The sequence below is a fragment of the Roseicella aerolata genome, from assembly GCF_020523605.1.
Taxonomy (GTDB): domain Bacteria; phylum Pseudomonadota; class Alphaproteobacteria; order Acetobacterales; family Acetobacteraceae; genus Paracraurococcus; species Paracraurococcus aerolatus.
This window is the reverse complement of sequence record NZ_JAJAQI010000060.1, coordinates 1-25,754: the sequence shown is the minus strand read 5'-3', so window position 1 is coordinate 25,754 and position 25,754 is coordinate 1. Positions and strand designations below refer to the sequence as shown.

The window sequence follows — 25,754 nt, the reverse complement described above, 5'->3', positions numbered from 1 at the left end:
AGACGATCGGCGCCGTCAGCGATACTGTCACCGTCAGCCTGCCCGCCGTGGCCGCCTGATACGGCGGCCCAGCCCGCCGGAGATCACCGCACTCCTACACCACGCCCCGGGGCACGACCCGCGGCAAGTATCGCGCGCAGGGTTGGTGTGGCGGCTGCGCGCCCAGCAAGAGAGTCATGCCGGCCGCACGACCGCGGACCATGGGTCAGGCATTCGTGCGGCCGGTATGAGTCCAGCCCGCACAGGGCCTGACCTGCAGCCGCCGCCGGCGGCTGAGGCCGCGGACATCCGCCGGCATGTCCGCGGCGCGGCGTGATGCCGTGAAACCGGACGCATCCTCCCTGTCCCGGGGCAAGTCGATCGGCGCGTGAAGCGCCTGTTCAGCCGGCCAGGTTCCCACGGGCCAGGGACCACCGGCTGGCCAGAATGCGGCGGCGATGGTCAGGAAGCGCAAGCGGGCGCCGGCCATTCCCACCGCCGGGCCGCCCCGCATCGCTGCCGATCCACGCGTCGCCGGGGCCGTTCGCATTTGCCTTCGGGGTCGATCCCGGCAGAGGAGCCGAGCCGCGCAACCCGGCCCCGGGAACCGCCAACCTGCATCCCTACCGTGGACGCAAATCGGCCAGCGGGAGCGTCAGCACGACCGCTCTGTCCTGCGTTCCCGCCGCGCCGAAAATGTCGCGCCCGGCCGGGAGTTGCAGCTCGGGATCAAAAGTGGAGACGATCACCGTATCGGCGGAGAAAGCCGGTCCCCCGGCGCGCTGCCGGCCCCGGAGGTGGTGCTCAAGGTTGTAGGTCTTGAGCAGGTAGGGGCCTTGGGTGGCGAGGCTGGGAAGATTGGTGATGTGAACGGCCGGCGCCGCCATCTCAGGGTGGGAAAGGATGTATTCGACCGTGTTCCGCGCCAGGGCGGTGGCGAAGCGCCACAAGCGGATCTGGCTTATCGTGCTGACATAGGCAGTCGCGAGCAATCCGGCCAGCAGGCCGACAGCGGCAGCCCGGCCGATGCCGGCGAAGGGGCGGCCGCCGATCATGGCAAGCCGGCGCCAGAGCACGGCACCGCCGATCCCGACAAGAAGGCACCAGGGCAGCCCCGGCATGTACAGGAACCGCCCATTGGCCGTGGACAGCGTGCTGGCGCCCGCCCACAGGACGGGAGCCAGTGCCGCTGCCAGCAGAAGGGTGACGAAAGCGGCAACCAGGGGCCGCGCCAGGGCGGCGGCAAGGCAGACGAGTACCACGCCCGTATACACGAAGGAGAGCGGAGCCGCCCTGTAGAAGAACTTTCCATTCAGGAAAAGAAGCGCCTCAATGAAGCTTCTGGTCGTCTCCCCAAGGTTCGCCCGGAAGTACAGGTTGCCGATGCTGCCATAGGCGCCACCGAGGCTGGAGAGTACCCAGGACCTGAGGACAAGATACGCAGCCGCCGCCAGGACGAACGGGATCAGTGGCCCGATCAACTGGCCGAGAGGACGGAGGCCCCGTTTCCGAACGGCAATGGCCGTATAGAACAGGGGGAGGACGACCGAGGTCTCCTTGCACAGCAGCGCCATGGCAAACAAGGCGAGGGACCCGAGCAGGAGTGTCGGCGAACGCTGATCGAGGTACCGCGCAAACAGCAGGAACGACGTCATGGAGAAGACGACGGAGAAGACGTCGAACTGGGAACTCATCCAGAAGGTTGCTTCCGTCGCCCAGGGGGAGGCGAGAAACAAGCCTGCGGCCAGCACCGCGGCGTTCCCGAAGCGCAGATCCTGGAGCAACCTGTAGAACAGGATGGCGGAAATGGCATGGACTGCCATCGAGACGGCAGAATCGCCTCCGGGATTGTCCCATCCGAAAAAGCTGTACTGCACCTTGAGCAGGGCGAAGACGGCAGGACGGTAGAACCCGATCAATGCCTGCGAGAAGATATCCGCAATGGGCAGATGGGAAGCATAGGATATCAGTGCGGTATCATCAAAGATAAAGAAGTATTTCTGCGAATAGACAATTATCAGACCTGCCGCGTAGGCAAGAGCAAAGGCGATGAAAAGCATGGACTGGCGATCAATCACTGATAGGTCCCCGGGCCGACAGGCCATGCACCGTTAGCCAGCGCTGCAGGATGCTACAAGGCCGCCCCCGGACAGCCCGGCATCATCTGGCAGGATGACGAGCCTCATCTTCGGCGGCCACAAGGAAGAACAAATAAAGGGAAGCGCCAGGATCCAGGAATGGCAGGGCTACGGGCGGCAGCAACGGCTCGTGGCGGGCAGGCCAGATCCATGTGCGCCGAGAGGCGGCCGGACAGCCACGGCCGGACCTTCGGCGTCGCGGCTCTCGACCAGGCGCGACACCGAAGCGGCAGGGCGGTGCTTGCGCAAGGCGCTCACGCAGCCATCCCTGGTGAAGCCGCGGCTGGGCTGAAGGAAGACGGAAGGCTGCGCAGGGTTTGAAGTAACCTCCAACGCCACCTTCGCGGCCCCTGGGCGTTCCGGTGCGGGATCGTCCAGGAGGATCATGATGACTCGTACCATCCTTGCCGGCTTTCTCGTCCTCGCCCTCGCCGCCTGCGGCACCTCGCCCGGCGGTCGCGCCGTCTCGGGCGGCCTGCTCGGTGCCGGGGCCGGTGCCGGCGTCGGCGCGCTGACCGGCGGCAATGTCGGCACCGGCGCGCTGATCGGTGGTGGCGTCGGCGCTGCGGGCGGCGCGCTGACCGCCCCGCGCTCGCGCTACTGAACGGTCCGGGCCGGCCCCGCGAGGCCGGCCCGTTCCAACCCAGCGGTTTCCACCGGGCCTGAACCTGGCCCCGCATGCCGACCGGCGGGGCCTTGGTTGAACAATGGCCCACCCTGGGCGGCGGGATCAGCCCTTCGTGGCAATAGTCGTCAGCCGCCCCGCCAGGTACCCGCCAGGCATAGGCGTGGCTCGCGACCGTGCCGATTTCCTCGACCGGCCCCGCCTGCGGCCTGGCTGCAGCCGCCCTCGGCGGCTGACGCCGTGCATGCGGCCCATGCCGCGCAGCCAAGCCGCCGGAGGCGGCATGAATGCGCCGGCATTCATGCGGGCCGGTGTCAGTTACCCACCGGAATGGCTGACCCGCCGGGGGCGAAACCGGCCGCAGCCTTCAACCTGACGGCACCGTTTTCCGTTTAGTCCCGCCGGTCCTTCACCGCATCAGGGTTCGACCCGGCATCCTCCTCGAGATCCTGCACCACCTCGCGCAGCGCGCCCTCGTCGAGTTTCTTCGCCTGGTCGATATGCCGATCCGCCTCCCGCTCCCGGCCCTGCGCCAGGTCGTCGAGCGCCCGCTCGGCGAGGTCGCGGGCCTTCTCATGCGCGTCGTCGGGACGCGGGGTCTTGTCCTGGGGCATGGGCTTGCCTGTCCTGCTGGTGGAGCCAGAAGAACAGGCCGTGCGGGCGGGGGTTGCCGGCGCGTGGCTGCCCTTGCTCACGCAGATGCGTCCCGGCCGCCCCGCCTCGGCGCCTACCCTGCCCCCCGACGCCGCGGCGCAGGAGCGCAGCCATGCAGACCAGGATCGACGAGGTCGCCGATGGCATCTACCGCCTCTCGACCTTCGTGCCGGAGATCGCGCCCCCGGCCGGCTTCACCTTCAACCAGTTCCTGGTCATGGGGGAGGAGCCGCTGCTGTTCCACACCGGCCTCCGGCGCATGTTCCCGCTGGTGCGGGAGGCCGTCGCGCGCCTGCTGCCGCCCGAGCGGCTGCGCTGGATCGGCTTCGGCCACTACGAGGCCGACGAGTGCGGCGCGGTGAACGAGTGGCTGGCGATCGCGCCCCGGGCGGAGGCGGTGCATGGTCATACCGGCTGCCTGGTCTCGCTAAACGACCTGGCCGACCGGCCACCGCGGATGCTGGCGGATGGCGAGGCGATCGAGCTCGGCGGCGGGCGGCGGGTGCGCTGGCTCGACACGCCGCACATCCCGCATGGCTGGGATGCCGGCGTCTTCTTCGAGGAGGCGAGCGGCACGCTGCTCTGCGGCGATCTCTTCACCCAGGCCGGCGACGGCCCCGCGCTGACCGAGGGCGACGTGGTCGGCCCGGCGATCGCCGCCGAGGACCTGTTCGGCTTCTCCAGCCTGAACCCCGGGATGGGCGCCACGATCCGCCGGCTCGCCGCTCTTTCGCCCCGCGGGCTCGCCCTGATGCACGGCCCGTCCTTCGCCGGCGACGGCGCGGCGGCGCTGCGGGCGCTGGCCGAGGATTACGACCGGCGGGTCCGCGCCGCCGGCGGGCGGGCCATGCCGGCCGTGGACGCCTGATAAACCCAGTCGGCCTGGAAATCTGTGCTCCGCGGAGCAAAGAACCGCATCAGTTCAAGGGCTTGCTCGCTGGTCTGGCGCAGACTTTCTCGGGCGATGGGTTTACCCGGCGCATGACGTCCCGCCCCGCGGCCCGCGGAGCGGCCCATGCCACGACGCCAAGGCCCGGGGGCCGCTGGCGTTTGAGGCAGGACAGGCGTCAGCCTGTCATGCGCCAGGCATGAGGCCTGCCGGGCAGCAGGAACCGCCCTTCGGTCGGGGTGCCGCTCAACTCTTGGGCGGCGGGCGCAGCGGCTTGTACTCCTCGGTCGCCACGTCGCGGCCGAACTGGCCGTGATCCTCCGGCAGCAGGCCGGGCCGGGGCTCCACCGCCTGGCCCTCCCCGGGCGGCATCGGGTGTTCCGGCGCCCCGGCCGGGCCCATCATCGGCTCGTCCACCGGGGCCGGCATGCTGCCGTGCTCGCCATCCCAGGGCGTGCCCTGCACCAGGTCCAGCGGCAGCGCCCTCTCCGCGGTGCAGGAGCAGACGACGCTGCCATCCGCCAGCATGTTGGGCATGGTGACCTCGTCGCAGTGCGGGCAGAGCACGGCATCGAGGCGTTGCTGTTCGGGGCGCGGTTCGAGGTCGCTCATGCAAAGGCTAAAGCGGCTGCGGCCCCGCGGTTCTGCTCCCCGGCGGCGCCCCCCCTTGCCAGCCGGCTCAGTTGAGCTGGTTGAGGTCCTCGGCCAGGACCACGATCTGGACCGAATAGGACACCTCGCCATCCTCCGCGTCGCGGTGGACGGTGCCCACGAACTCGCTGCCGACGAAGAGCTCGACGGAGGCGTTCTTGCGCTTCGGGGTTGAGAGCGTGATGCGCTCATTGCCCAGCAGCCGGCGCAGATGGGCCTGCACGGCGGCCAGTTCGGCTGGGTTCATGTCGACGTGTCCTGCTGCGAAACTGCGGACCCATAGCGGCGGGCCGCGGTCGAGGCTAGCCCGCACCCCGCTGCAACGATGCGGCGCGGCGATGGTGCCGGCAGCCCTGGATCGCGCCGTCGCATTCCGCCGGGGCGTGGCGCCGGGCGCACGCCACCGGTCAGGCCGTGCCCGGCCCGGCCTCCTCCGGCGTCAGCAGCCGGAGCGAGAGGGCATGCAGCCCGGCCCCGAACTCCGTCTCCAGCACGGCATGCGCGGCGCGGGAGCGGGCGAGGCGGTTCATCCCGGCGAAGGCGGGGCTGACCACCAGCACGGCGTAATGCGTCTCCCCTTCCGGCCGCGCCCCGGCATGACCGGCATGGCGGTGGCTGTCATCCCGGACCTCGACCCGCGCCGGCGGGAAGGCGGTCTCGAGGGCGTGGCGGATGCGCTCGGCTCGGCTCTGCATGCGCGCTATTTCAACGGTTTCCGCGCTGCGGGCAAGGCATGGCGGGGTGGCGTCGCGCAGCCCTCGCGCGGCTTGCGCACCCGCGGGGGCACGCCCATAAAGCGGCAATGCCCCCCCGCCGCGGCCGTAGCCCCGAGCCTGATCCGGACCGGCCGCAGCGCCCCTGCGATGCCCCGGGCTGCACCGCCGCCGGGGAGTTCCGGGCGCCCCGCTCCCGCTCCGCGCTGAACGAATACCTCTGGTTCTGCCTGCCGCATGTCCGGGAATACAACTCCGCCTGGGACTACTACAAAGGCATGGGCCCGGCGGAGATCGAGGCGAATCTGCGCAACGACAGCGGCTGGCAGCGGCCGACCTGGCCGCTCGGTCGGCTCGGCGGCACCCGCCGCTTCGATGCGGAGCAGCTCCGCGACCCCTTGGGGATCCTGCGCGACACCCCGCTGCATGCGAAGCGCGGCCGCGCGCGCGAGGAGAAGCGCGAGGCGCCGCCCGAACTGCGCGCCGCGCTCGACGTTCTGGGACTTGCCTGGCCGGTGGAGCCGCCCGCGCTCCGGGCCCGCTACAAGGAGCTGGCCAAGCAGCTCCACCCGGACGTCAATGGCGGCGACCGCGGGGCGGAGGACCGGCTGAAGGACGTCAACCGTGCCTACAGCCTGCTGCGCCAGCGGATCGGCACGGGCCGGGCCGCCGCCCCGGCCGAGCCCGCCGGGGCCGCCCCGTGAGCCTGTAGCGCCCGCCCCCGGCCCGGCGGTTGGGAATTCGCCACGCACCGGGTAGCCTGCTAGCCAAGCCTGCCGTAGTCTCCTGACCAAGAACCTGAGCGGATGCCGATGAACAAGGTCGCCAACCTCGCCGAAATCCGTCCAACTTCGGCGATCGATACCCCCGACACCACCGTCGACGCGCGGGAGGCCTTCGGTCTCGACATCGACATGCAGGTGCCCGCCTACTCGACGCGCACCGAACATGTGCCGGAGGTGGACAGCACCTACCGGTTCGACCGGGAGACGACCCTGGCGATCCTGGCCGGCTTCACCAACAACCGGCGCGTGATGATCCAGGGCTATCACGGCACCGGCAAGTCCACGCATATCGAGCAGGTGGCGGCGCGCCTGAACTGGCCCTGCATCCGCGTCAACCTGGACAGCCACATCAGCCGCATCGACCTGATCGGCAAGGATGCGATCGTCCTGAAGGACGGCAAGCAGGTGACGGAGTTCCGGGAGGGCATCCTCCCCTGGGCCCTGCAGCATCCCTGCGCGCTGGTCTTCGACGAGTACGATGCCGGCCGGCCGGACGTGATGTTCGTCATCCAGCGCGTGCTGGAGGTCGAGGGCAAGCTGACGTTGCTGGACCAGAACAAGGTGATCCGGCCGCACCCCTATTTCCGCCTGTTCGCCACCGCCAACACGGTCGGCCTCGGCGACACCACCGGCCTCTATCACGGCACGCAGCAGATCAACCAGGGCCAGATGGACCGCTGGTCCATCGTCGCCACGCTGAACTACCTGCCGCATGCGCAGGAGACCTCGATCGTGCTGGCGAAGATGGGCGCCGACGCCTCCAACGCCAAGTTGAAGAAGCAGGTCGAGGCGATGGTGGCGCTGGCCGACCTGACCCGCGCCGGCTTCATCGCCGGCGACATCAGCACCGTCATGTCCCCGCGCACCGTCATCACCTGGGCGGAGAATGCGCGCATCTTCGGCGATGTCGGCTTCGCCTTCCGCCTGACCTTCCTCAACAAGTGCGACGAGGCGGAGCGCAGCACGGTGGCGGAATACTACCAGCGCTGCTTCAACGAGGATCTGCCGACCGGCACCCTGCTGAAAAAGGCGGGGTGAACGCATGACCGAGGAGCGGGCGAGCCTCGACCAGCACAGCCTGGCGCTGCTGCGCCGGATCGATGCGAAGCTGGACGACGTCATCGCCCGCCTCTCCATCCTGGAACGGCGGGGCGCCCTCCGGGACGAGGAACAGGTGATGGACCGCCTCACCCAGCTCGAGCTGCGCCAGCGGCTGGAGCGGCTGGAGCGCCGCATCGACCTGGTCGACCCCGCCCTGCCCCCAGACCCTTAAGCCCGCTCCGCACACCGGGGTATCGGCCGCAGCAGCATCGGTTGAGCGAAGCATGTCCAAGCAGGACCTGACCCGCCAGGAAGAGTTCAAGCGGGCGACCGCCGGCACGCTGCGCGCCATCGCGCATGCCAATGCCGAGGTGCAGGTCGCCTTCCAGCCCGGCCCGGGCGGCGTCTCCGGCAAGCGCGTGCGCCTGCCGCTGCCCACGCGCGCCCTGCCGCCGGGCGAGATGGCGAAGCTGCGCGGCGCCGCCGATGCCGCCGCGCTGCGGCTGCGCCACCACTCGGATGCCATCCACAATGCCCGCCTGCCGGCGCGGCGGGAGGCGAAGGAGGTCTTCGACGCGCTGGAGGACGTGCGCGTCGAGGCCGTCGGCAGCCGCCACATGGCCGGCGTCGCCGCCAATCTCCGCGCCCGCCTCGCCGACCAGTGCGAGACCGAGGGCTACGACCGCATGACGCGGAAGGACCAGCTGCCGCTGCCGGCGGCGCTGTCCCTCCTCGCCCGCGAACGCATCACCGGCGATCCGGCGCCCGAGGCGGCGCATCGCGTCCTCGACCTCTGGCGCGACACGCTGGGCGAGCAGGCCGAGGCCGCGCTGGCCGAGATGGCCGGGACGACCGAGGACCAGGACGCCTTCGCCCGCGCCGCCCGCAAGCTGCTGACCGCCCTCGACCTCGCCGAGGCCGAGGTGGAGGCCGAGGCCGAGGAGCAGGAGGACGGCGAGGAGAGCGGCGAGCAGTCTACCCAGCAGGACCAGTCCGGGGAGGGCGAGGCCCAGGCCCAGGACCAGGAGAGCATGCTCGGCGCCCAGCCCGAGACGATGCAGGGGGAAGCCTCCGACGAGGAGGTGGAGGAAGCCGAGGAAGAGGGCGCCGCCGCCGAGGGCGACGACAAGCCGGGCGGCCCGCAGCAGCGCCGCGAGGTGCCGCAGACCGACGATTCCAGCCGCTACCACCCCTTCACCACCCAGTTCGACGAGGTGGTGGAGGCGGACGAGCTCTGCGACCCGGAGGAGCTGGGGCGGCTGCGCCAGCAGCTCGACCAGCAGCTCTCCCACCTGCAGGGCGTCGTCTCCAAGCTGGCGAACCGCCTCCAGCGCCGGCTGCTGGCGCAGCAGCAGCGCGCCTGGGAGTTCGACCTCGAGGAAGGCACGCTGGATGCCGCGCGGCTGGCCCGCATCGTCGCCAACCCGCTGCTCGCGCTCTCCTACAAGCGGGAGCGGGAAGCGGATTTCCGCGACACGGTGGTGACGCTGCTGATCGACAACTCCGGCTCCATGCGCGGAAGGCCGATCACGGTGGCCGCCATGTGCTCCGACATCCTGGCGCGCACGCTGGAGCGCTGCGCGGTGAAGACCGAGATCCTCGGCTTCACCACCCGCGCCTGGAAGGGCGGGCAGAGCCGGGAACGCTGGGTGCAGGAAGGCAAGCCGCGCAACCCCGGCCGCCTGAACGACCTGCGGCACGTGGTCTACAAGGCGGCCGACGCGCCCTGGCGGCGCGCGCGCAAGAATCTCGGCCTGATGCTGCGCGAGGGGCTGCTGAAGGAGAATATCGACGGCGAGGCGCTGGAATGGGCCTACAAGCGCATCCGCACCCGGCCGGAGCACCGCCGCATCCTGATGGTGATCTCCGACGGCGCGCCGGTGGATGACAGCACGCTGTCGGTGAACCCCGGCAATTACCTGGAAAGGCATCTCAGGAAGGTTATCGCCGATATCGAAGGCCGGGGTGACGTCGAACTGATTGCCATCGGCATCGGCCACGATGTTACCCGGTATTATCGGCGCGCCGTGACGATCGTGGACGCCGAGGAGCTGGGCGGTACCATGATGAAGAAGCTGGCGGAACTGTTCGACGAGGATGCCGCGGAAGCCTGGCAGCGGGCAGCCATGGAACGCGCCCCGCTCGTCGCCTGAGCTAGGCCATGTCGCATCCGCCCGGCGGCGACTGGCGCCGCCGGTCCCTGGTGGCGGCGGGCCTCGCCTCGCTCACCACCGCTGCCTGCGTGCTGGGCGGCCCCGCCGCCCCGGCCCAGGCGCCGGCCGCCCGGCCGCTGACGCTTCCCCCCTCCCCGCCCGGCAGCCGGCTGGAACTCCTCGGCGGCCTCGTCATCGATGACAAGGCGCTGGGCTTCGGCGGGCTCTCGGCCCTGCACCTGGCCGAGGACCTGCAACTCACCGCCGTCAGCGATCACGGCCATTGGATGACCGCCCGGCTCGACCTGCGGGAGGGGCGCCCGGTCGGGCTCAGCGGGCTGCGCACCGGCACGCTCGGCGACGGCGCCGGCAGGCCGCTCGGCCGCGGCTTCGCCGGCGATGCCGAGGCGCTGGCGCGCCTGCCGGACGGCACCTGGCTGGTGGCCTTCGAACGCTGGCACCGCATCCGCGCCTATCAGCGGCTGGACGGCGCCGGCCGCTATGTCGAGGCGCCGCCCGGGCTGGAATGGTCCGGCGGCAATGGCGGGCTGGAATCGCTTGCCGTGCTGCCCGATGGCCGTTGGCTGGCGATCGCAGAGGCGAATGCCGTGCCGGACCGTCCCGGCCTGCTGCGCGCCTGGCTGGGCGGACCCGGGCGATGGATGCCGGTGGCCTACCGGCCGGGTGCCGATTTCAGCCCGGCCGATGCCGCGCCGCTGCCGGATGGCGGGGCGCTGGTGCTGGAACGGAGCTTCTCCCTCTTTGCCGGCTTCGGCGGGCGGCTGGTGCGGCTCTCGCCCGAGGCGCTGCGGACCGCCGGGCCCGGGACGGTGCTGGAGGGGGAGGAGCTGCTGCGCATCGCCTCCCCCCTGCCGGTCGATAATTTCGAGGGGGTCAGCGCCGTCCGGATCGGCGGGCGGACGCTGGTGGCGCTGGTCTCGGACAACAACGAGAACCTGTTGCAGAAGACCTACCTGCTGCTCTTCGTCCTGGCGGATGATTGACGGCCTGGGGTGCACCCGCTGGACGGGAGGGGTCAGGTGATGAAGTCGCTGGCCTGGAGCGTGCCGGTGAAGCCCGCCAGCGTGATCGTCCCATGCGTGCCATCGGCATCGACCAGAAGCACCGTGCTCTGCCCGATCCGCGCAAGCCGCACGTCCTCGATACCGAGATTGACGAGGCTCCCTCCGGGATAGGCACCGATCGAGAGCCCGTCGTCGCCCTGGGCGAAGTCGCCGATCACGTCATGGCCGAAGGCGCCGGTGAAGACGAAGCGATCGTCGCCGAAGCCGCCGAACAGCACGTCGTTCCCACCGCTCGGGGTGGCGCCGCCCGGAACCGAAGGCGGGGGCATGTTGCCATCGCCCCAGAGCAGGTCGTCGCCGCTGCCGCCAATCAGGATGTCGTTGCCGCCCCGGGCCCGTTCATGCAGGCTGAAAGAATCTCCCCAAAGGGTATCATTGCCACCGCCGCCGATCAGGGTGTCGTTGCCGCCACACGCATCGGCCAGCATGACGCCGCTGTCGCCCTGCAACCAATCATTGCCGGCCCCACCCCAGATGAAATCACTGCCCCCCTGGGCCGCATCGCACAGGTTCGCGGCATCGCCATAGACCGAGTCGTCGCCGCCGCGGGTGGCGATGCTGTCGTTCCCGCCCCGGGACCTGCCGGTGAGCGTGATGGCGTCGCCATGGACCGTGTCGCTCCCGTTGCCGGTGATGATCACGTCGTTCCCCAAGGTGCCCTGGCGGCTGACACCGGCCATGTCGTCCTCCCTCCTGGAATGCAGTGGGTTCGAAGCGCGGTGGCAACCGCCCGCCATGAACCCGGCCCAGGCATCCGCGGTTGCCGCGCGGCCGCGGCACCCCAGGCCATCACCTTCCCGCCCGGCGCTGCGCCGGTTCGAAGGCCCGCACGGCATCGCCGCGGTTCCGCGCCAGGACCGGGCACCGGCCTTGGGATGGCGGGCGAGCACCATCGCATCACCCTGCTGTCCTCGTGCCGCGGCCCCGCTGCGCGGCCGGGCCGCCTGCCGCCCGCCTTGGACCCGGCGCGCGTTCCACGCTAAGCCTGCCCGCCGGGGAGCCGCATCATGAACGCCATCGCCGATGACATCGCCCGCTTGCTCGAGACCGCCGCCCGCGCCGCCCGCGCCGCGGCCGGGGAGCTTGCGCGTGCGCCGCGACCGGCAAAGGACCAAGCGCTGCATGCTGCCGCCGCCGCGCTGCGCGCCCGCACCGCCGGGATCCTGGCGGCGAACGAGGCGGATGTGGCCGGCGCCCCCGATCTCTCCGCCGCCTACAGGGACCGCCTGACCCTGACGCCCGCCCGGATCGAGGCCATGGCGAAGGGGCTGGAGGAGGTGGCCGGGCTGCCCGACCCGGTGGGCCGCGTGCTGGCGGAATGGACCCGCCCGAACGGCCTCCGCATCCGCCGCGTCGCCCAGCCGATCGGCGTCATCGGCATGATCTTCGAGAGCCGGCCGAACGTGACGGCCGACGCCGCCGCGCTCTGCCTCAAATCCGGCAATGCTGTGATCCTGCGCGGCGGCAGCGAGAGCACCCGCAGCGCCGCCGCCATCCATGCCTGCCTGGCGGAGGGCCTTGCCGTCGCCGGCCTGCCGGAGGCCGCGGTGCAGATCGCCCCGACGGCGGACCGTGCCTTCGTCGGCGCCATGCTGCGCGCCGCGGGGCTCATCGACCTCATCATCCCGCGCGGCGGCAAGGGGCTGGTGACGCGGGTGATGGAGGAGGCGCGGGTGCCCGTCCTCGCCCATGCCGAGGGGCTCTGCCATACCTACATCCATGCCGCGGCCGATTTCGCCATGGCGCGGGACGTCCTGGCGAATGCCAAGATGCGCCGCACCGGCATCTGCGGCGCGACCGAGACGCTGCTGATCGACGCGGCCATCGCCCCGGCCCTGCTGCCGATCCTGGTCGCGGACCTGAAGGCGCTCGGCTGCGATTTCCGCGCCGATGAGCGCGCGCGGGCGATCTGCCCGGAATTGCCGGCGGCCTCGGCCAAGGATTTCTCCACCGAATGGCTGGACGCGATGCTCTCCGTCGCAGTGGTGGACGGGGTCGAATCCGCGCTCGCCCATATCCGCCGCCATGGCTCGGAGCATACCGAGGCGATCGTGACCGAGGATGCCGAGGCGGCGGCGGAATTCCTCAACGGCCTCTCCTCGGCGGTCGGCATGTGGAACGCCTCCACCCAGTTCTGCGATGGCGGGGAGTTCGGCTTCGGGGCGGAGATCGGCATCGCCACCGGCCGGATGCATGCGCGCGGGCCGGTCGGGCTCGAGCAGCTCTGCACCTACCGCTACCATGTGATCGGGACCGGGGAGATCCGGGCCTGAGCAGACCTCCGGAGGTTCGCGCCGCCAGGAGCAACCCGGGCAGATCGCCGCAGGGCCGGAAGGCGCGCAGCCGTGACCCTGCCCTGCAACGAAAGGCCCTGGACCAGATCGCAGGCCGGCCTGAACCTGTTCTGCAAACAATGAGCTACCGCGGATTGCGTTCGGTTCCGAACGCAATCCGCGGTAGCCTGCGGCGGCCCCGACCGGCCAGGCTCGGGGCAAGGATGGCTGTGGGAGGAAGAATCATGCGCCGATGGATGCTCGCCTGCGCCCTGCTTGCGCCCGCCGCGGCGGGCGCCGCCTGCCCGGACACTGAGCAGGTGGCCCGGATGGCCGAGGCGCTCACCAGCGGGCAGCCGGCGCAGCCCTTCCCGGGGCCGCTCTCCATGGCGGATGCCGAATGCGCCCGCGACAAGCTGGTGCCGCTGCTGGCCCGCAGCTTCGGCCAGCCCGTCGGCTACAAGGTCGGCGCCGCCAGCCAGGCGGTGCAGCAGCGATTCGGACTCTCCGGCCCCGTCTACGGCGTGCTCTTCGACACCTCCATCGAGCGGAAGAGCGGCGCCACCGTGCAGCTCACGCCGCAGCTCGCCGGCCTCGGGGTGGAGGCGGACCTGCTGGTGCGGGTGAAGGATGAGGGCATCAACACCGCCGGCCGCGACCCGGTGGCGATCCTCCGCCATCTCGACCAGGTGATCCCCTATATCGAGTTGCCGCGCGGCGGCGTCACCGGGCCGATGGACGGCCCGACCCTGGTCGCTGGCAATGTCTCCGCCCGGCTGGGGGTGGTGGGGGAGCCGATCCCGGTGCAGGCCACGCCGGAATTCGCCGCCCGCCTCGCCTCCATGACCGTCACCTTCCTCGACAACGACAGGGAGCTCGCCCGGGTGCCCGGCAGCGTGCTGCTCGGCCACCCGCTGAACGCCATCGCCTGGCTGGTGGACGACCTGGCCAAGAGCGGCAAGCGGCTGAAGGCGGGCGACATCGTCTCGCTCGGCGGCTTCGCCCCGGCCGTGCCGGCCCAGGCGGGCCATGTCTATACCCAGCGCTATGAGGGGCTGGCGGCGCAGCCGGTCAGCGTCGAGGTCCGCTTCCAGTGAGGCCGCGCTGACCCGCCGCCGCATCCCCGCGCCGCGCGGGCGGACCCCGCCCGGCCCCTGGGGCGATGGCCGCCGGGCGCGAATCGGCCTGCTCGGCGGCAGCTTCAACCCGGCGCATGAGGGCCACCGGCATGTGGCGGAGCTTGCCCTGCGCCGGCTCGGCCTGGATGAGGTCTGGCTGCTGGTCTCCCCCGGCAACCCGCTGAAGCCGCGCCGCGGCATGGCCCCCTTCGTGGAGCGGCTGGCCAGCGCCCGGCGCATTGCCGATGGGCGCCGGGTGATCGCCGCGGATGTGGAGGCGCGGCTCGGCACCCGCTACACGGTGGATACGCTGGCGCGGCTGCGGCAGCGCTTCCCGCGGGCGCGCTTCGTGCTGGTGGTGGGGGCGGACAATCTCAGCCAGTTGCCGCGTTGGAAGCGCTGGCGGCGGATCGCGCGGGAGACGCCGATCGCGGTGCTGCCGCGCCCGGCGGAAACCCGGCGGGCGCTGCACGGCAAGGCGGCGCGGGCGCTCGCCCGTCACCGGCGGCGGCCGGAGGCACTGCTGGCGGGGCCGGCGCCGGCGCACGCCCCCTGGGCGCTGCTGCCGGTGCGGGAGCACCCGGCCAGCGCCACCGCCATTCGTGCGGCGCGGGACGCCGCGCTGCTGTAGAGTTCGGCCGGCAACGGCCAGGCATATGGATAGGAGGCGCACATCGCGCGCAGCCCGAAGGCCCCCGGCGGGGGCAAGGACACACCGAAGCGCCGCACCAGCCCGGCCGGCGCACCCAAGGCCCGCCCGGCCCGGCCCACCGCCAAGCGCGGCGCGGAGGAAGCCGCAGTGACGCCGCGCGCGGCCAGGCGCCCGGCGGCGAAGCCGGCCGGCCGCAGCGCCGGCGCGGCCGAGCCGAAGGCAACGCGCGCCGCGAAGCCGGCCGCACCCGCCAAGCCGCGCGCCGCGAAATCCGCTGCGACGCCCAAGCCGCGCGCGACGACATCCGCCGCGCGCCCGAAGGCGACCACCACGGCGCGCCCGAAGGCGGCGGCCCCCAGGCCCGCCGCGCCGGAGACCGCGCGCAAGCGCCAGGTCGCGGCCGGACCGGAGGCCGCGCTGAAGCGCCCGCGCAAGCCGAAGATCGCGCCCGACCGGCTGGAGCAGCTCGTCGCCGCCGCCCGCACCAGCCTCGAGGACGACAAGGCCGAGGACATCCTGGTGCTGGACGTCACCGGCCGGTCCGACTTCACCGACCGCATGATCATCGCCACCGGCCAGGTGGAGCGGCAGCTCCAAGCCATGGCGGTGCATCTTGAGGAAGCGCTGGAGAAGGCCGGGCTCCGGCTGCGGCGGAACCAGATCCAGGCCTCCCCGGACTGGGTGCTGATCGATGCCGGCGACCTAGTGATCCATCTCTTCCGGCCGGAGGCACGGGTGACCTATGCGCTGGAGCGGATGTGGGGGCCGGAGAGCCCCTCGCCCGAGGGGGCGGCGGGGGCCTGAGGCCATGCCCGGCGGGTGCCATTCCCGGCCCCGCGGGCTGCGTCCGGGGCCGGCGACATGGCCCCGCCCCGGCGGGGCGGGGCAGGACCGGGCCAAGGGCAGGGGCAGGGGCAGGCCGTGAAGCCCCCGCGCCTGCTCGCCATCGGCCGGCTGAAGCCGGGGCCCGAGGCCGACCTCTTCGCCCATTACAATGCCCGGCTGCGGCCGCCCTTCATCGTCACCGAACTGCCCGAGGCGCGCGGCAGCGCGGCCGAGCTGCGGCGGCGGGAGGGGGCGGCACTGCTGGCCGCCCTGCCGGAGGGCGCGCTGCTGGTGGCGATGGACCTGGGCGGCCAGGCGCCGAGCAGCGAGGCGCTGGCCCGGCTCGCCGAACGCTGGGAGGCGACGGGCCGGCCGCTGGTCTTCGTGATCGGCGGGGCGGAGGGGCTGGACCCCGCGGTGCTGGCGCGGGCCGACCATCGGCTTTCCCTCGGCCCGCTCACCTGGCCGCATTTCCTGGTGCGCGGGCTGCTGGCGGAGCAGTGGTACCGGGTGCAGGCGATCCGCGGCGGGCATCCCTATCACCGCGCCTGGCGGCCATAGCGCGTGCGGGAAGCCGCCGGCCGAGCCCAGGGCGGGGTTCATCCGGCCGGCAGCGGATGGCGGTCCTGCCGGAGCGGCGATCCGCTGCAGGCCGTCGGGCAACGCGCAGTTTCCTGCCCTTCCGCGATCCGCTCTGCAGCGGCTTGCACTCGTGTCTGAACGCCCTCGCTGCAATCCTTTGCTTCTCGGGCAGATTCACGCGCGCGGTCGTTCACGCCCGTCCGCGATCCGCTCTACAGCGGATTGCGTTCAAAACTGAACGCCAATCCGCTGTAGACCGCTGTTTGTAGAGCAGATTCACGCTGCGGGGCGTTCACGCTCCTCCGCGATCCGCTCTAGCCTTCGCCCCGGCAAGGAGGGAGGCGGGACCATGGCCTGGCTGCTGTTCGCGGCGCTGATCTGGGTCGGCGTGCATGTCGGCATCGCCGGCCCGGCGCTGCGCGGCGCGATCGTCGCGCGTCTCGGCGAGGGCGGCTTCCGCCTCGGCTTCTCCCTCCTGTCCGTCCTGGCGATCGTCCTGCTGGTGCAGGCCTGGCGGGGCGCGGAGACCGCGCCGCTCTGGTTCGCGCCCGGCTGGCTGCGCTGGGTGCTGGCGCTGCTGATGCTGCCGGCCTTCATCCTCTTCGTCGCCTCGGTCGCGAAGCGGAACCCGACCGCGCTGGGCGGCGAGCGCCAGCTCGGCGCCGAGCCCACCGGCATCCAGCGCGTGACGCGCCATCCGATGCTCTGGTCCTTCGCCCTCTGGGCCCTGGCCCACATCCTCGGCAATGGCGACAGCGCCAGCCTGGTGTTCTTCGGCGCCTTCCTGGTCACGGCGCTGGCCGGCATGCCCTCGATCGACGCCAAGCTGGCGAAGCGGGCGCCGGAGGCCTGGGCGCGGCTCGCGGCCGGCACCTCCATCCTGCCCTTCGGCGCCATCGCCGCCGGGCGCAACCGGCTGGTGCTCTCCGAGATCGGCTGGGTGCCGCCGGTCCTGGGTGTCCTCGCCTGGGCGGCGCTGCTGCACTTCCACCGCGCCCTCTTCGGCGTGCCGGTGCTGATCCCGGGCTGAGCCCAGCCGGCACCGGCGCCGGACCCGGCGGGCGCCGCCGGGGAGACCGGCACGGACAGGCTCGACGGCGCCATGCCGGCCCTGCGCCGGCGCACCCGGCCTGACCCAGGACCCGATCGGCGGGACGGACCCCATTGTGCCGGATGGCAAGGGGCCGGCCGGGGTGGCGCGGCGCGTCTGGCCCCTTGATCCCCGGGGATCGCTTCGCCATCCCTGCCCGGCCACCACAGCCGGGACCCAGCATGCAGGAAGTGCTCACCGCCGCCGATGCGGACAACACGCCGCGCGCGCGCCTCGCCCGCCTCATCCTCTCCACGCCCTTCCAGCGCGCCGTCATAGGCCTGATCCTGCTGAATGCCGTGACGCTCGGCCTGGAGACCTCGGAGTCGCTGATGGCGCGGCATGGCGGGCTGCTGCGGACGGTGGACCGGGCGCTGCTCCTCGCCTTCACCGCCGAGCTCGCCCTGCGGATCTATGCCTTCCGCACCCGCTACTTCCGCGACCCCTGGGGAATCTTCGACCTGCTGGTGGTCGGCATCGCCTGGGTGCCGGCGGCCGGACCCTTCGCCGTGCTGCGCGCGCTCCGTGTGCTGCGCGTGCTGCGCCTGATCAGCGCGGTCCCATCCCTGCGCAACGTGGTGGATGCGATGCTGATGGCGCTGCCCGGCATGGGCAGCATCATGCTGCTGATGGGGCTGATCTTCTATGTCGCCGCGGTGATGGCGACCAAGCTCTATGGCGGCGTGCTGCCGGAGCGGTTCGGGACGCTGGGCGACAGCCTGTTCACCCTGTTCCAGCTCATGACGCTGGAATCCTGGGCCGAGGCGACCGCGCGCCCGATCCTGGCGCAGGAGCCGCGGGCCTGGCTGTTCTTCATCCCCTTCATCGTCGTCTCGACCTTCGTCGTCCTGAACCTCTTCATCGGCGTCATCGTCGAGAGCATCCAGAGCCTGAAGGCGCAGCGGGAGGGCGCGCAGGCCATGGAGGCCCGGGCGGAGGCGCATGCCGATGCCGCGGTGCTGCTGGAGGAGATCCGGGCGTTGCGGCGGGAAGTGGCGGCGCTGCGGGAGGCGCGGGGCGGCGGCTGATGCCGCGCCGCATCCCCGCGGGCCGGCCTCATGCCGGCGGCATGGAGGTTCCATTCCTGCCGAGCGACCGGGCGGGCGCCGCCGTGGGTGCGGCGCCGCCAGGCTTCGCGGAGCGGACCGCCCGGCGATGGAGGGGCCGTTGACGGCCACCCTCGACGGCCGTCGGCATGAGGTCTCCCGCCGCTTGCCCCCGCCGGCCCGGCGTTCCAGGCTGCCCGGGCGAACCGGGGCCGCCCGCGCGGCGCGACCGGCCTGCCAGCCAGGGAGAGGCGCCGGGGATGGAGCAGCCCGAGACCGACGACCACGCCGCCGGCCGGATCGCCGCGCGGCCGCGCCCGCCGGCCCATGGGGCACGTTGGCCGCTGCCGCCGGGGCAATATCCGCTCGGCATGGGCGACGGCCGGGACGGGCTGCTGCGCGTGCCCGCGGCGCCGCCACCCGCCCGCGATCCGCCCGGCCCGCAGGGAGCGGGGCGCGAAGCACCGGCGCAACCCGCGTCGCTGCCGCTGATCGTCATGCTGCATGGCGCGACCGGCGATGCGGCCCGCGCGCTCCGCCGCATCGCCCCCATCGCCGATGCGGCGCTGCTGGTGCTGCCGGACAGCATCGGGCGCAGCTGGGACATCCTGGAGGGCGGCTACGGCCCGGACATCGCGCGGATCGAGGCGGCGCTGGACCGCGTGCTGGCGGCATGGCCGGTGGATCCGCGCCGCATCGCCGTCGCCGGCTTCTCGGACGGCGCCTCCTATGCGCTCTCGCTCGCGCTCATGAACGGCGGTCTCTTCACCCATTGCTTCGCCTTCTCGCCCGGCTTCGTCGCGCCGATGCGGATCGAGGGCAGGCCGCGCCTCTTCGTCAGCCACGGCACGGAGGACGCGGTGCTGCCGATCGACGCCTGCAGCCGCCGGCTGGTGCCGAAGCTGCAGAAGGCGGGCTATCCCGTGATCTACCGGGAATTCGCGGGCGGGCATGAGGTGCCGGCGGAGATCGCGGTCACCGCCCTCGCCTTCCTCATGGCGGATTGAGCCCGGCCCCAGGGGGTGCCAGCATCCCTCCAACCACACGGAGGAAACGGGTCATGGACGAGATCAGGGAGGATCTGGCGGGCAAGGTCGCGATCGTCACCGGCGCCGGATCCCGCCCGGGGGAGGGCGTGGGGAATGGCCGCGCCGCCGCCATCCTGCTGGCCCGCGCCGGCGCCCGCGTGGTCTGCGCCGACAGCATGGCGGCCTGGGCCGAGGAGACGCGCCGGATGATCGAGGCCGAGGGCGGCGAGGCGATCATGGTCGAGGGCGACGTCACGAGGCCCGGGGACTGCAAGCGCATCGTGGAGGCCGCGACCGGGCGCTGGGGCCGGCTCGACGCCCTGGTCAACAATGTCGGCATCAGCGGCCCGAAGGGCACCGCCGAGGAGGTCGACCCGGAGGAATGGGCCCAGGGCCTGCTGGTGAACGTCACCTCCATGATGCTGATGGCGAAATACGCCGTGCCGGCCATGCGCGCCGCGGGCGGCGGGGCGATCGTCAATATCGGCTCGGTCGCCGGGCTGCGCGGCGGCCACCCGCATCTGCTCTACCCCACCAGCAAGGGCGCGGTGGTGAACATGACCCGTGCCATGGCGGTGCATCATGCGAAGGACCGCATCCGGGTGAACTGCGTCTGCCCCGGCATGGTCTACACGCCGATGGTGCAGGCGGGCGGGATGTCGGCGGAGAAGCGGGAGGCGCGGCGGAAGCGCAGCATCCTGCAGGTGGAGGGCAGCGGCTGGGATGTCGGCGCGGCGGTGGCCTTCCTCTGCGGCGGGAAATCGCGCTGGATGACAGGGGCGATCGTGCCGGTGGATGCGGGGGCGACGGCGATCGCGGCGCTGCCGGAGGGGGTGCAGTAGGGCGGCGCATCGGCGCGGAGGACCGGCCGCCCGGATCCGCGCTGCCGCTGGTGACCCGCGGCGGACCATCGGCCGCGCGGAACCGGCATCCGCCGGATCGCGCCCGCCCGCAGGCCGCGGCGCCGGGCACGAATGCCGCAGGCCGGCGTTGCCCGTCCCGGATCCCGGTGAAGGGAGGCGGGCGGTATGTTCGGCAAGCGGTTTCAGGTGGCCTGGGACGGGATCCGCACCAGCCTCTGGCTGCTGCCCTTGCTCATGGTCGCGGCCGGGGCTGTCCTCGCCTGGGCGATGCTCGCGGTGGATGCCGGGGCGGGGGCGGAGGATGCGCTGCGCGCCTGGGGGATGAGTGCCGGCGGGGCGGAGGATGCGCGCGAACTGCTCTCGACCCTGCTCAGCGGCGTGGTCGCCATGGCCGCCATGGCCTTCTCCTCCGCCGTGGTGGTGCTGACCCTCGCCGCCAGCCAGTACGGGCCGCGGCTGGTCCGGGTCTTCCGCGCCGACCGGGGCACCCAGGCCGCGCTCGGCACCTTCGCCGGGACCATCGTCTATCTCGTGCTGGTGCTGCGCACCGTCCATGGCGATGCGGCGTTCCACGACGTGCCGCATGCCGCGGTCAGCCTCGGCACCGCCCTCGCCCTGGCCTGCGTGCTCGCCCTCCTCGCCTTCATCCAGGAGGTGGCGCGCGTCGCGGTCGCGGATGACGTGGTGGCCCGGGTCGGGCGCGAATTGGACGCGGCGGTGGAAAGCCTGCCCCCCCTCGATGAGGAGGACGCGGCGGGGCCGCCGCCCGCGGAGACGGAGGCCGCCTTCTGGGACGGGGTGTGCGGCGTCACGCAGCGGCGGGAAGGCTATGTGCAGGCCATCGACCATGCCGGGCTGCTGGCCTGGGCGGAGCGGAACGATGCGGTGCTGCGCCTCGATTTCCGTGCCGGGGATTTCGTGGTGGCGGGCGACCGCCGCATCCTCGTCCGGCCGCGCGCCGCCCTGCCCGCCGCCGAGGCGGAGGGGATCTGCGAGCACGCCGTGACGGGGCGGGAGCGCACGCCGGCCAGGACCTGGAATTTTCCGTCCGCCACCTGGTGGAGGTCGCGGTGCGGGCGCTCTCGCCCGGCGTCAACGACCCCTTCACCGCCATCGTCGTGATCGACCGGCTGCGCGGCTGCCTGACCCGGCTGGCGGGGCGGCGCCTGCCCATGCCGGTGCTGTGCGATGCGTCCGGCCGGGTGCGGCTGGTGCGGGAGACGACGAGCTTCGGCGGGGTGATGGACGCGGCGCTGCACCAGATCCGCCAGGCCGGCGCCGGCCATCCGGCGGTGGTGATCCATATGCTCGAGGCCCTGGCGCGGATCGCCGAGCATGCGCGGCGGCCGGAGCAGCGCGAGGCGATCGCCCGGCATGTCCGCATGGTCGCCGCGGCCGGCCTGCGCGAGGCGGCGGAGCCGGGCGACCGCGGCGATATCGAGCGCAGCGTCGCCCGGGCGGAGCGGGCGCTGCGCGCGGAGGAGCGGCCCGCCACGCCCCGCCGCGGCAGGACGGCGCCGCTGCCCGCGGCCCTGGGGGTGGCAGAGGGGGCGCCCGGCGGCTGAGCGGCACCTGGCCATCATACTTGGCGCATGGCGTCCCGACCTGCGGCCCGCAGGGCGGGGCGGGCGCGCGGCGGCCAAGGCCGCGAAGCCGGGGCCCGGAGGGCCGCTGGCGGCGGCAGGGCGTGCGGTAGCGTGTCATGCGCCGGGGATCAGCCCCGCGCATCCTCCCGGATCAGGTCCGCCGCCTTCTCGGCGACGCTCAGCACCGTCGCGTTGATGTTGCAGACGGGGATGTCCGGGAAGACCGAGGCATCCACCACCCGCAGCCCCGCCACGCCGCGCAGCCGCAGCCGCGCATCCAGCGGGGCCTGCGGGTCGCCGCCCATGCGCACCGTGCCGCAGGGGTGGTAGACCGTCCCCCCCGTCGCCCGCGCGAAATCCAGCAGGTCCTGCTCCGTCTCCGCGTGCGGGCCGGGCCGCGCCTCGCCCGTCACGATGCCGGCGAGCGGCGGTGCCGAGAGCCAGCGCCGCGCGAGGCGGATGCCGCGCAGCACGCAGGCGCGGTCGCCCTCCGTCGCCAGGTAGCGCGGCGCGATGCGCGGCGCCGCGGCCGGATCGGGGGAGGCGAGCGTCACGCTCCCCCGGCTTTCCGGCCGGCATTGCCAGACGCCGATGGTCAGGCCCGGCGCCGCATCCGGCACGCCGATGCGCAAGCCCGGCCAGCGCCCGCCCGTCTCCTCCTCCGCCCAGGAGAGCGGGCCGCCATTGAGCTGGATGTCCGGCGCCTCCAGCCCAGGGGCCGTCCGGGCGAAGAGGCTGAACATGCCGGGCGACCAGGTCAGCACGCCATCGCCGCGCAGCGCCCAGCGCAGCGCCTCCAGCGGCAGGCGCCAGCCGGCGATGCGCCGGTTGGCCGACCAGGCGTGGTCCGCCAGGCGGAACGTCATGCGCGTGATGTAGTGGTCCTGCAGATTGGCCCCGATGCCCGGCATGTCCCGCAGCACGGGCAGGCCGAGCGCCGCCAGGTGCTCCGCCGGCCCGAGGCCCGAGAGCATGAGGAGCTGGGGCGAGCCGATGGCGCCCGCGCTCAGCACCACCTCCCGCCGCGCCCGCACCACCTCCTCCGCGCCGCCGCGGCGGAGGACGACGCCGGTAGCGCGCCCCTCCTCCACCAGGATGCGCAGCGCCAGCGCATGGTCGATCACGCGCAGGTTCGGGCGCTTCATGGCGGGCACCAGATAGGCCCGCGCCGCGGAGATGCGCCTGCGCCCGCGCCGGGTCTGCTGAAAGGTGGAGAAACCCTCGCGCTCCGGCCCGTTCATGTCGGCCTGGACGGGCAGGCCGATGGCCCGCGCCGCCTCCGCCAGCTTCGCCACCAGCGCCGGCACCTCCGCCAGGTGCTCGACCGGCTGCGGGCCGGCCGTGCCGCGCCCCTCGCCTCCTTCCGCAAAAGCCTCGTGCCGCTGGAAATAGGGCAGCAGCCCGTCCCAGCCCCAGCCCGTGCAGCCCTTCTGCGCCCAGAGGTCGTAGTCCGAGGGATGCCCCCGCACATGGCCGAGGCCGTTGATCGAGGAGCAGCCGCCCCAGACCTTCCCGCGCGGATAGTCCAGCGCGCGGTTGGCGGTGCCCGCATCCGGCTCCGTCCGGTAGCCCCAGGTCAGGCGCGGATGCGTCAGGATCTTCGCATAGCCGGCGGGGATGTGGATCCAGGGATGGCGGTCCGGCCCGCCCGCCTCGATCAGCGCGACCGTCGCGCCGTCCCCGCTCAGCCGGTTGGCCAGCACGCAGCCGGCGCTGCCGCCGCCGATGACGACGTAATCGAACATGTCCATGCCGGTGGTCCCGCTCATCGATTCCCGCGGCGCGCGGCGGGGGCCGCGGCGATGCCTGTCCGGCCGGCCGCCGGCCATCCGGCTGCAAGCCGCATCTGCAAGCCGCGTGCTGCGAGCCTCACACCGCCGGCGGCTCCAGATTCGCCGGCGCCACGTCCCGCGCGATCGCCAGGATCAGCCGCCGCAGCCAGGCATGGCCCGCATCCGCCTCCAGCCGCCGGTGAAAAACCAGGGAGAGGCGCGTGTGCCGCACCTCGATCGGCGGGTCCCGCAGCACCAGGCGATGCGCCAGTGCAAGCTGCGCGGCGAGGCGGGAGGAGAGCGTGATCACCATGTCGGTCCGCTGCAGGATCTCCGGCACCGCCGAGAGATGCGCGACCACGGCGCCGAGCCGGCGCGGGTGCCCCGCCTCCCGCAGCACCGCGTCCAGCGCGCCGTCGCGGGAGCCGTTGGGCGAGTGCAGCAGATGCGGCACGCTGACGAAGCGCGGCAGCGTCAGCTCGTCCTCGGCCAGCCAGTGTCCGCGCCGCATCAGCGTGCAGAAGGCTTCCGGCAGCAGGCGCAGGCGGGTGTAGAGCGCCGGTGGCTCCGGCAGCACGCCGACCGCGAGGCCAACCTGGCCGCTTTCCAGCAACGCCTCCCAATTGGTGCGGTCGGCATGGGCGATGGCCAGCAGGCAGCCCGGTGCGTCCTGCGCCATGCGCTCCAGCAGCGGCGGCGCCAGCACGGCTTCGGCATATTCGCTGAAGCCGACGGCGAAGACGCGCTCGCTGGTCGCCGGGTCGAAGGGGGCGCGGGCGGCGAGCGTATCGCGCAGGCGGTCCAGCGCCTCGGCCACCGGCGCGGCGAGGGACTGCGCCAGCTCGGTCGGCTCGACGCCGCCGGGGCGGCGGAGGAACAGCTCGTCGCCCAGCGCCGCGCGCAGCCGGGCCAGCGCGTTGGAGACGGCGGGCTGCGAGAGGTTCAGCCGCTCCGCCGCCCGGGTCACGTGCCGCTCCCGCGCCACGGCGTCGAAGACCCGCAGCAGGTTCAGGTCCAGGCTGCCGAGATCGGCCAATGCTCCGCCCCCGCGTCATTCAGCGGGATGATGATGGCCGTTCCGACCCTGCGTTGGAAGCGGCGGGGCGGCCCCGGCACTCTCCCGCCATCGCGGCGCATCCGCCGCCCCCGGAACAGGTCGCCGCAGGCTCGCAGGCGCATGCTGCTCCGTTCGAGAGGAGAGAGCCATGTTCGACGAGAAGGCCACCAGCCCCTACGCCGCCCTCCTGCTGCGCGTCAGCATGGGCGTGATGTTCCTGGCCCATGGCGGGCTGCTGAAGCTCGGCACCTTCGGGCTCGCCGGCACCATGGGCTTCTTCGGCTCGCTCGGCTATCCGCCCGTCTTCGGCGCCATCGTCGCCTTCGCCGAGATCCTGGGCGGCATCGCCCTCATCCTCGGCCTCTGGGTCCGGCCGGTGAGCCTGCTGTTCCTGCCCATCATGCTGGGCGCGCTGGCCCTTCATGCCGGCAATGGCTGGCTGTTCAGCGCCAAGGGCGGCGGCTGGGAATTCCCGGCCTTCTGGATCGCGGCGCTGCTGGTGCAGGCCGGGCTCGGCGCCGGCGCCCATGCGCTGGACCTCCGCCGGGTCCTGGGTTCCCGCCGCGCGGCGGCGGCCTGACAAGCCCGACCGCACCAGCAATCTGCGGGCGCTTTCGTCGCAAGCTCTGGCGTGACGCCCGTCGGCCGCGCAGAGGATTACCGACGGCCCGGATGCGTGACCGCATCCGGGCCGCAGCGCTGCCAGGGCCCATGATGGGACCGCTGGTATGCGCCGGCGTGCGGTCCCCGGCAGGCCTAGCCCGATTGGGCCCAGGGCTGCACAATCGTCACAAAGCCATTCACAATCTTCGGTTGAGTGTTGTGACCGTTTGCCTTACTGAAAATAAACCATACTTCGCGATTAATCCCTTCGATGTGATGCGGCTTTCCTCTAGTCTTACTGTGTCACTTGCTTCTTGGCCGTATACGCTGTTTCTGCAGGCAGCAGGGGCAGCGCGGGAGGAGGTGGACAAGGCCGACGGTGAGGCGGCGGCGAATGCTGGCGATTGAGTGCGGCACGTGGCGCTCAGGCCGGACCGGCACCGCGCGGCTGGAAGCCTTTGGATAGCGCAGGTGTCTTGAGCCGCCGCGCGGTGAAGCGGGATTGAGGGGGGAAAAGGCAGCGCTCGGCCACGAGGAAGCCGTAGG

General features: G+C 72.5%; 25 protein-coding genes and 1 pseudogene. 18 read left to right on the top strand and 8 right to left on the bottom strand.

Annotation, left to right across the window (positions count from 1 at the left end; all coding sequences use genetic code 11):
- Window positions 1-602: 602 nt before the first annotated feature.
- Window positions 603-2,039, bottom strand: a complete 1,437-nt coding sequence (locus LHA35_RS25110; protein WP_226613639.1) for a glycosyltransferase family 39 protein — start codon at window positions 2,037-2,039, stop codon at window positions 603-605.
- Between the two features lie 466 nt (window positions 2,040-2,505).
- Here LHA35_RS25110 and LHA35_RS25105 point away from each other — a divergent pair, with 466 nt between their 5' ends.
- Entirely contained in the window at window positions 2,506-2,721 is a 216-nt protein-coding gene (locus tag LHA35_RS25105) for a hypothetical protein (protein WP_226613637.1), read from the top strand.
- Between the two features lie 413 nt (window positions 2,722-3,134).
- On the opposite strand, the gene LHA35_RS25100 is transcribed toward LHA35_RS25105, so the two are convergent.
- Window positions 3,135-3,356 carry a hypothetical protein gene (locus LHA35_RS25100; protein ID WP_226613635.1) on the bottom strand — a complete coding sequence of 74 codons (222 nt, stop codon included), beginning with the start codon at window positions 3,354-3,356 and terminating at the stop codon, window positions 3,135-3,137.
- Between the two features lie 152 nt (window positions 3,357-3,508).
- Here LHA35_RS25100 and LHA35_RS25095 point away from each other — a divergent pair, with 152 nt between their 5' ends.
- Complete coding sequence (locus LHA35_RS25095; RefSeq protein WP_226613633.1) at window positions 3,509-4,264, top strand: oxygen-binding di-iron domain-containing protein; 756 nt, start codon at window positions 3,509-3,511, stop codon at window positions 4,262-4,264.
- Window positions 4,265-4,531: 267 nt separating this feature from the next.
- Here the strand turns inward: LHA35_RS25095 and LHA35_RS25090 are convergent, their stop codons facing one another.
- The 3 genes from LHA35_RS25090 to LHA35_RS25080 form a co-directional block, all read right to left on the bottom strand.
- On the bottom strand, window positions 4,532-4,897 hold the full coding sequence (locus LHA35_RS25090; protein ID WP_226613630.1) for a hypothetical protein: 366 nt from the start codon (window positions 4,895-4,897) through the stop codon (window positions 4,532-4,534).
- 67 nt (window positions 4,898-4,964) lie between these two features.
- The gene (locus LHA35_RS25085) at window positions 4,965-5,183 is read right to left on the bottom strand and encodes a DUF3126 family protein (protein ID WP_226613628.1); all 219 of its coding nucleotides are present in this window, start codon (window positions 5,181-5,183) and stop codon (window positions 4,965-4,967) included.
- Window positions 5,184-5,343: 160 nt separating this feature from the next.
- Complete coding sequence (locus tag LHA35_RS25080) at window positions 5,344-5,631, bottom strand: BolA family protein (RefSeq protein WP_226613626.1); 288 nt, start codon at window positions 5,629-5,631, stop codon at window positions 5,344-5,346.
- A 107-nt stretch (window positions 5,632-5,738) separates the two neighbouring features.
- On the opposite strand from LHA35_RS25080, the gene LHA35_RS25075 reads away from it, so the two are divergent.
- From LHA35_RS25075 to LHA35_RS25055, 5 genes are all read left to right on the top strand, one after another.
- The gene (locus LHA35_RS25075; protein WP_226613624.1) at window positions 5,739-6,353 is read left to right on the top strand and encodes a J domain-containing protein; all 615 of its coding nucleotides are present in this window, start codon (window positions 5,739-5,741) and stop codon (window positions 6,351-6,353) included.
- Between the two features lie 108 nt (window positions 6,354-6,461).
- Entirely contained in the window at window positions 6,462-7,472 is a 1,011-nt protein-coding gene (gene cobS / locus LHA35_RS25070; RefSeq protein ID WP_226613623.1) for a cobaltochelatase subunit CobS, read from the top strand.
- Between the two features lie 4 nt (window positions 7,473-7,476).
- A complete protein-coding gene (locus LHA35_RS25065) occupies window positions 7,477-7,707 on the top strand; it encodes a hypothetical protein (protein ID WP_226613622.1) in 231 nt (76 codons plus the stop codon).
- A 52-nt stretch (window positions 7,708-7,759) separates the two neighbouring features.
- Window positions 7,760-9,628, top strand: a complete 1,869-nt coding sequence (cobT, locus tag LHA35_RS25060) for a cobaltochelatase subunit CobT (protein ID WP_226613621.1) — start codon at window positions 7,760-7,762, stop codon at window positions 9,626-9,628.
- Between the two features lie 8 nt (window positions 9,629-9,636).
- On the top strand, window positions 9,637-10,632 hold the full coding sequence (locus LHA35_RS25055; RefSeq protein WP_226613620.1) for an esterase-like activity of phytase family protein: 996 nt from the start codon (window positions 9,637-9,639) through the stop codon (window positions 10,630-10,632).
- 32 nt (window positions 10,633-10,664) lie between these two features.
- Here LHA35_RS25055 and LHA35_RS25050 read toward each other — a convergent pair whose 3' ends face one another.
- Window positions 10,665-11,606: a calcium-binding protein gene (locus LHA35_RS25050; RefSeq protein ID WP_226613619.1), complete on the bottom strand. Its 942-nt coding sequence runs from the start codon at window positions 11,604-11,606 to the stop codon at window positions 10,665-10,667.
- A 114-nt stretch (window positions 11,607-11,720) separates the two neighbouring features.
- On the opposite strand from LHA35_RS25050, the gene LHA35_RS25045 reads away from it, so the two are divergent.
- The 10 genes and pseudogenes from LHA35_RS25045 to LHA35_RS24995 all read left to right on the top strand — a co-directional run bounded on the left by LHA35_RS25045 (window position 11,721) and on the right by LHA35_RS24995 (window position 21,755).
- On the top strand, window positions 11,721-12,986 hold the full coding sequence (locus LHA35_RS25045) for a glutamate-5-semialdehyde dehydrogenase (protein ID WP_226613618.1): 1,266 nt from the start codon (window positions 11,721-11,723) through the stop codon (window positions 12,984-12,986).
- Window positions 12,987-13,231: 245 nt separating this feature from the next.
- Entirely contained in the window at window positions 13,232-14,083 is an 852-nt protein-coding gene (locus LHA35_RS25040; protein ID WP_226613616.1) for a 2-keto-4-pentenoate hydratase, read from the top strand.
- Entirely contained in the window at window positions 14,034-14,735 is a 702-nt protein-coding gene (locus LHA35_RS25035) for a nicotinate-nucleotide adenylyltransferase (RefSeq protein ID WP_226613614.1), read from the top strand. Before LHA35_RS25040 ends, LHA35_RS25035 begins: the two co-directional genes overlap by 50 nt.
- A gap of 168 nt (window positions 14,736-14,903) precedes the next feature.
- Complete coding sequence (gene rsfS, locus LHA35_RS29110; RefSeq protein WP_408902413.1) at window positions 14,904-15,560, top strand: ribosome silencing factor; 657 nt, start codon at window positions 14,904-14,906, stop codon at window positions 15,558-15,560.
- A 117-nt stretch (window positions 15,561-15,677) separates the two neighbouring features.
- On the top strand, window positions 15,678-16,142 hold the full coding sequence (locus tag LHA35_RS25020; RefSeq protein ID WP_226613613.1) for a 23S rRNA (pseudouridine(1915)-N(3))-methyltransferase RlmH: 465 nt from the start codon (window positions 15,678-15,680) through the stop codon (window positions 16,140-16,142).
- Window positions 16,143-16,512: 370 nt separating this feature from the next.
- Window positions 16,513-17,193: an NnrU family protein gene (locus LHA35_RS25015; protein ID WP_226613612.1), complete on the top strand. Its 681-nt coding sequence runs from the start codon at window positions 16,513-16,515 to the stop codon at window positions 17,191-17,193.
- A gap of 242 nt (window positions 17,194-17,435) precedes the next feature.
- Window positions 17,436-18,281 (top strand): ion transporter, encoded by an 846-nt coding sequence (locus LHA35_RS25010; protein ID WP_226613611.1) that lies wholly within the window; start codon window positions 17,436-17,438, stop codon window positions 18,279-18,281.
- A gap of 278 nt (window positions 18,282-18,559) precedes the next feature.
- A complete protein-coding gene (locus LHA35_RS25005; protein ID WP_226613610.1) occupies window positions 18,560-19,306 on the top strand; it encodes an alpha/beta hydrolase in 747 nt (248 codons plus the stop codon).
- Between the two features lie 53 nt (window positions 19,307-19,359).
- Window positions 19,360-20,169 carry an SDR family NAD(P)-dependent oxidoreductase gene (locus LHA35_RS25000; RefSeq protein WP_226613609.1) on the top strand — a complete coding sequence of 270 codons (810 nt, stop codon included), beginning with the start codon at window positions 19,360-19,362 and terminating at the stop codon, window positions 20,167-20,169.
- Between the two features lie 186 nt (window positions 20,170-20,355).
- Window positions 20,356-21,755 (top strand): annotated as a pseudogene (locus tag LHA35_RS24995) (DUF2254 domain-containing protein).
- Window positions 21,756-21,904: 149 nt separating this feature from the next.
- Here LHA35_RS24995 and LHA35_RS24990 read toward each other — a convergent pair.
- The gene (locus LHA35_RS24990) at window positions 21,905-23,545 is read right to left on the bottom strand and encodes a GMC family oxidoreductase (RefSeq protein ID WP_226613608.1); all 1,641 of its coding nucleotides are present in this window, start codon (window positions 23,543-23,545) and stop codon (window positions 21,905-21,907) included.
- 100 nt (window positions 23,546-23,645) lie between these two features.
- Window positions 23,646-24,584 carry a LysR family transcriptional regulator gene (locus LHA35_RS24985; protein ID WP_226613607.1) on the bottom strand — a complete coding sequence of 313 codons (939 nt, stop codon included), beginning with the start codon at window positions 24,582-24,584 and terminating at the stop codon, window positions 23,646-23,648.
- Window positions 24,585-24,753: 169 nt separating this feature from the next.
- On the opposite strand from LHA35_RS24985, the gene LHA35_RS24980 reads away from it, so the two are divergent.
- Window positions 24,754-25,185 carry a DoxX family protein gene (locus tag LHA35_RS24980; protein WP_226613605.1) on the top strand — a complete coding sequence of 144 codons (432 nt, stop codon included), beginning with the start codon at window positions 24,754-24,756 and terminating at the stop codon, window positions 25,183-25,185.
- The last annotated feature ends 569 nt before the right edge of the window (window positions 25,186-25,754 follow it).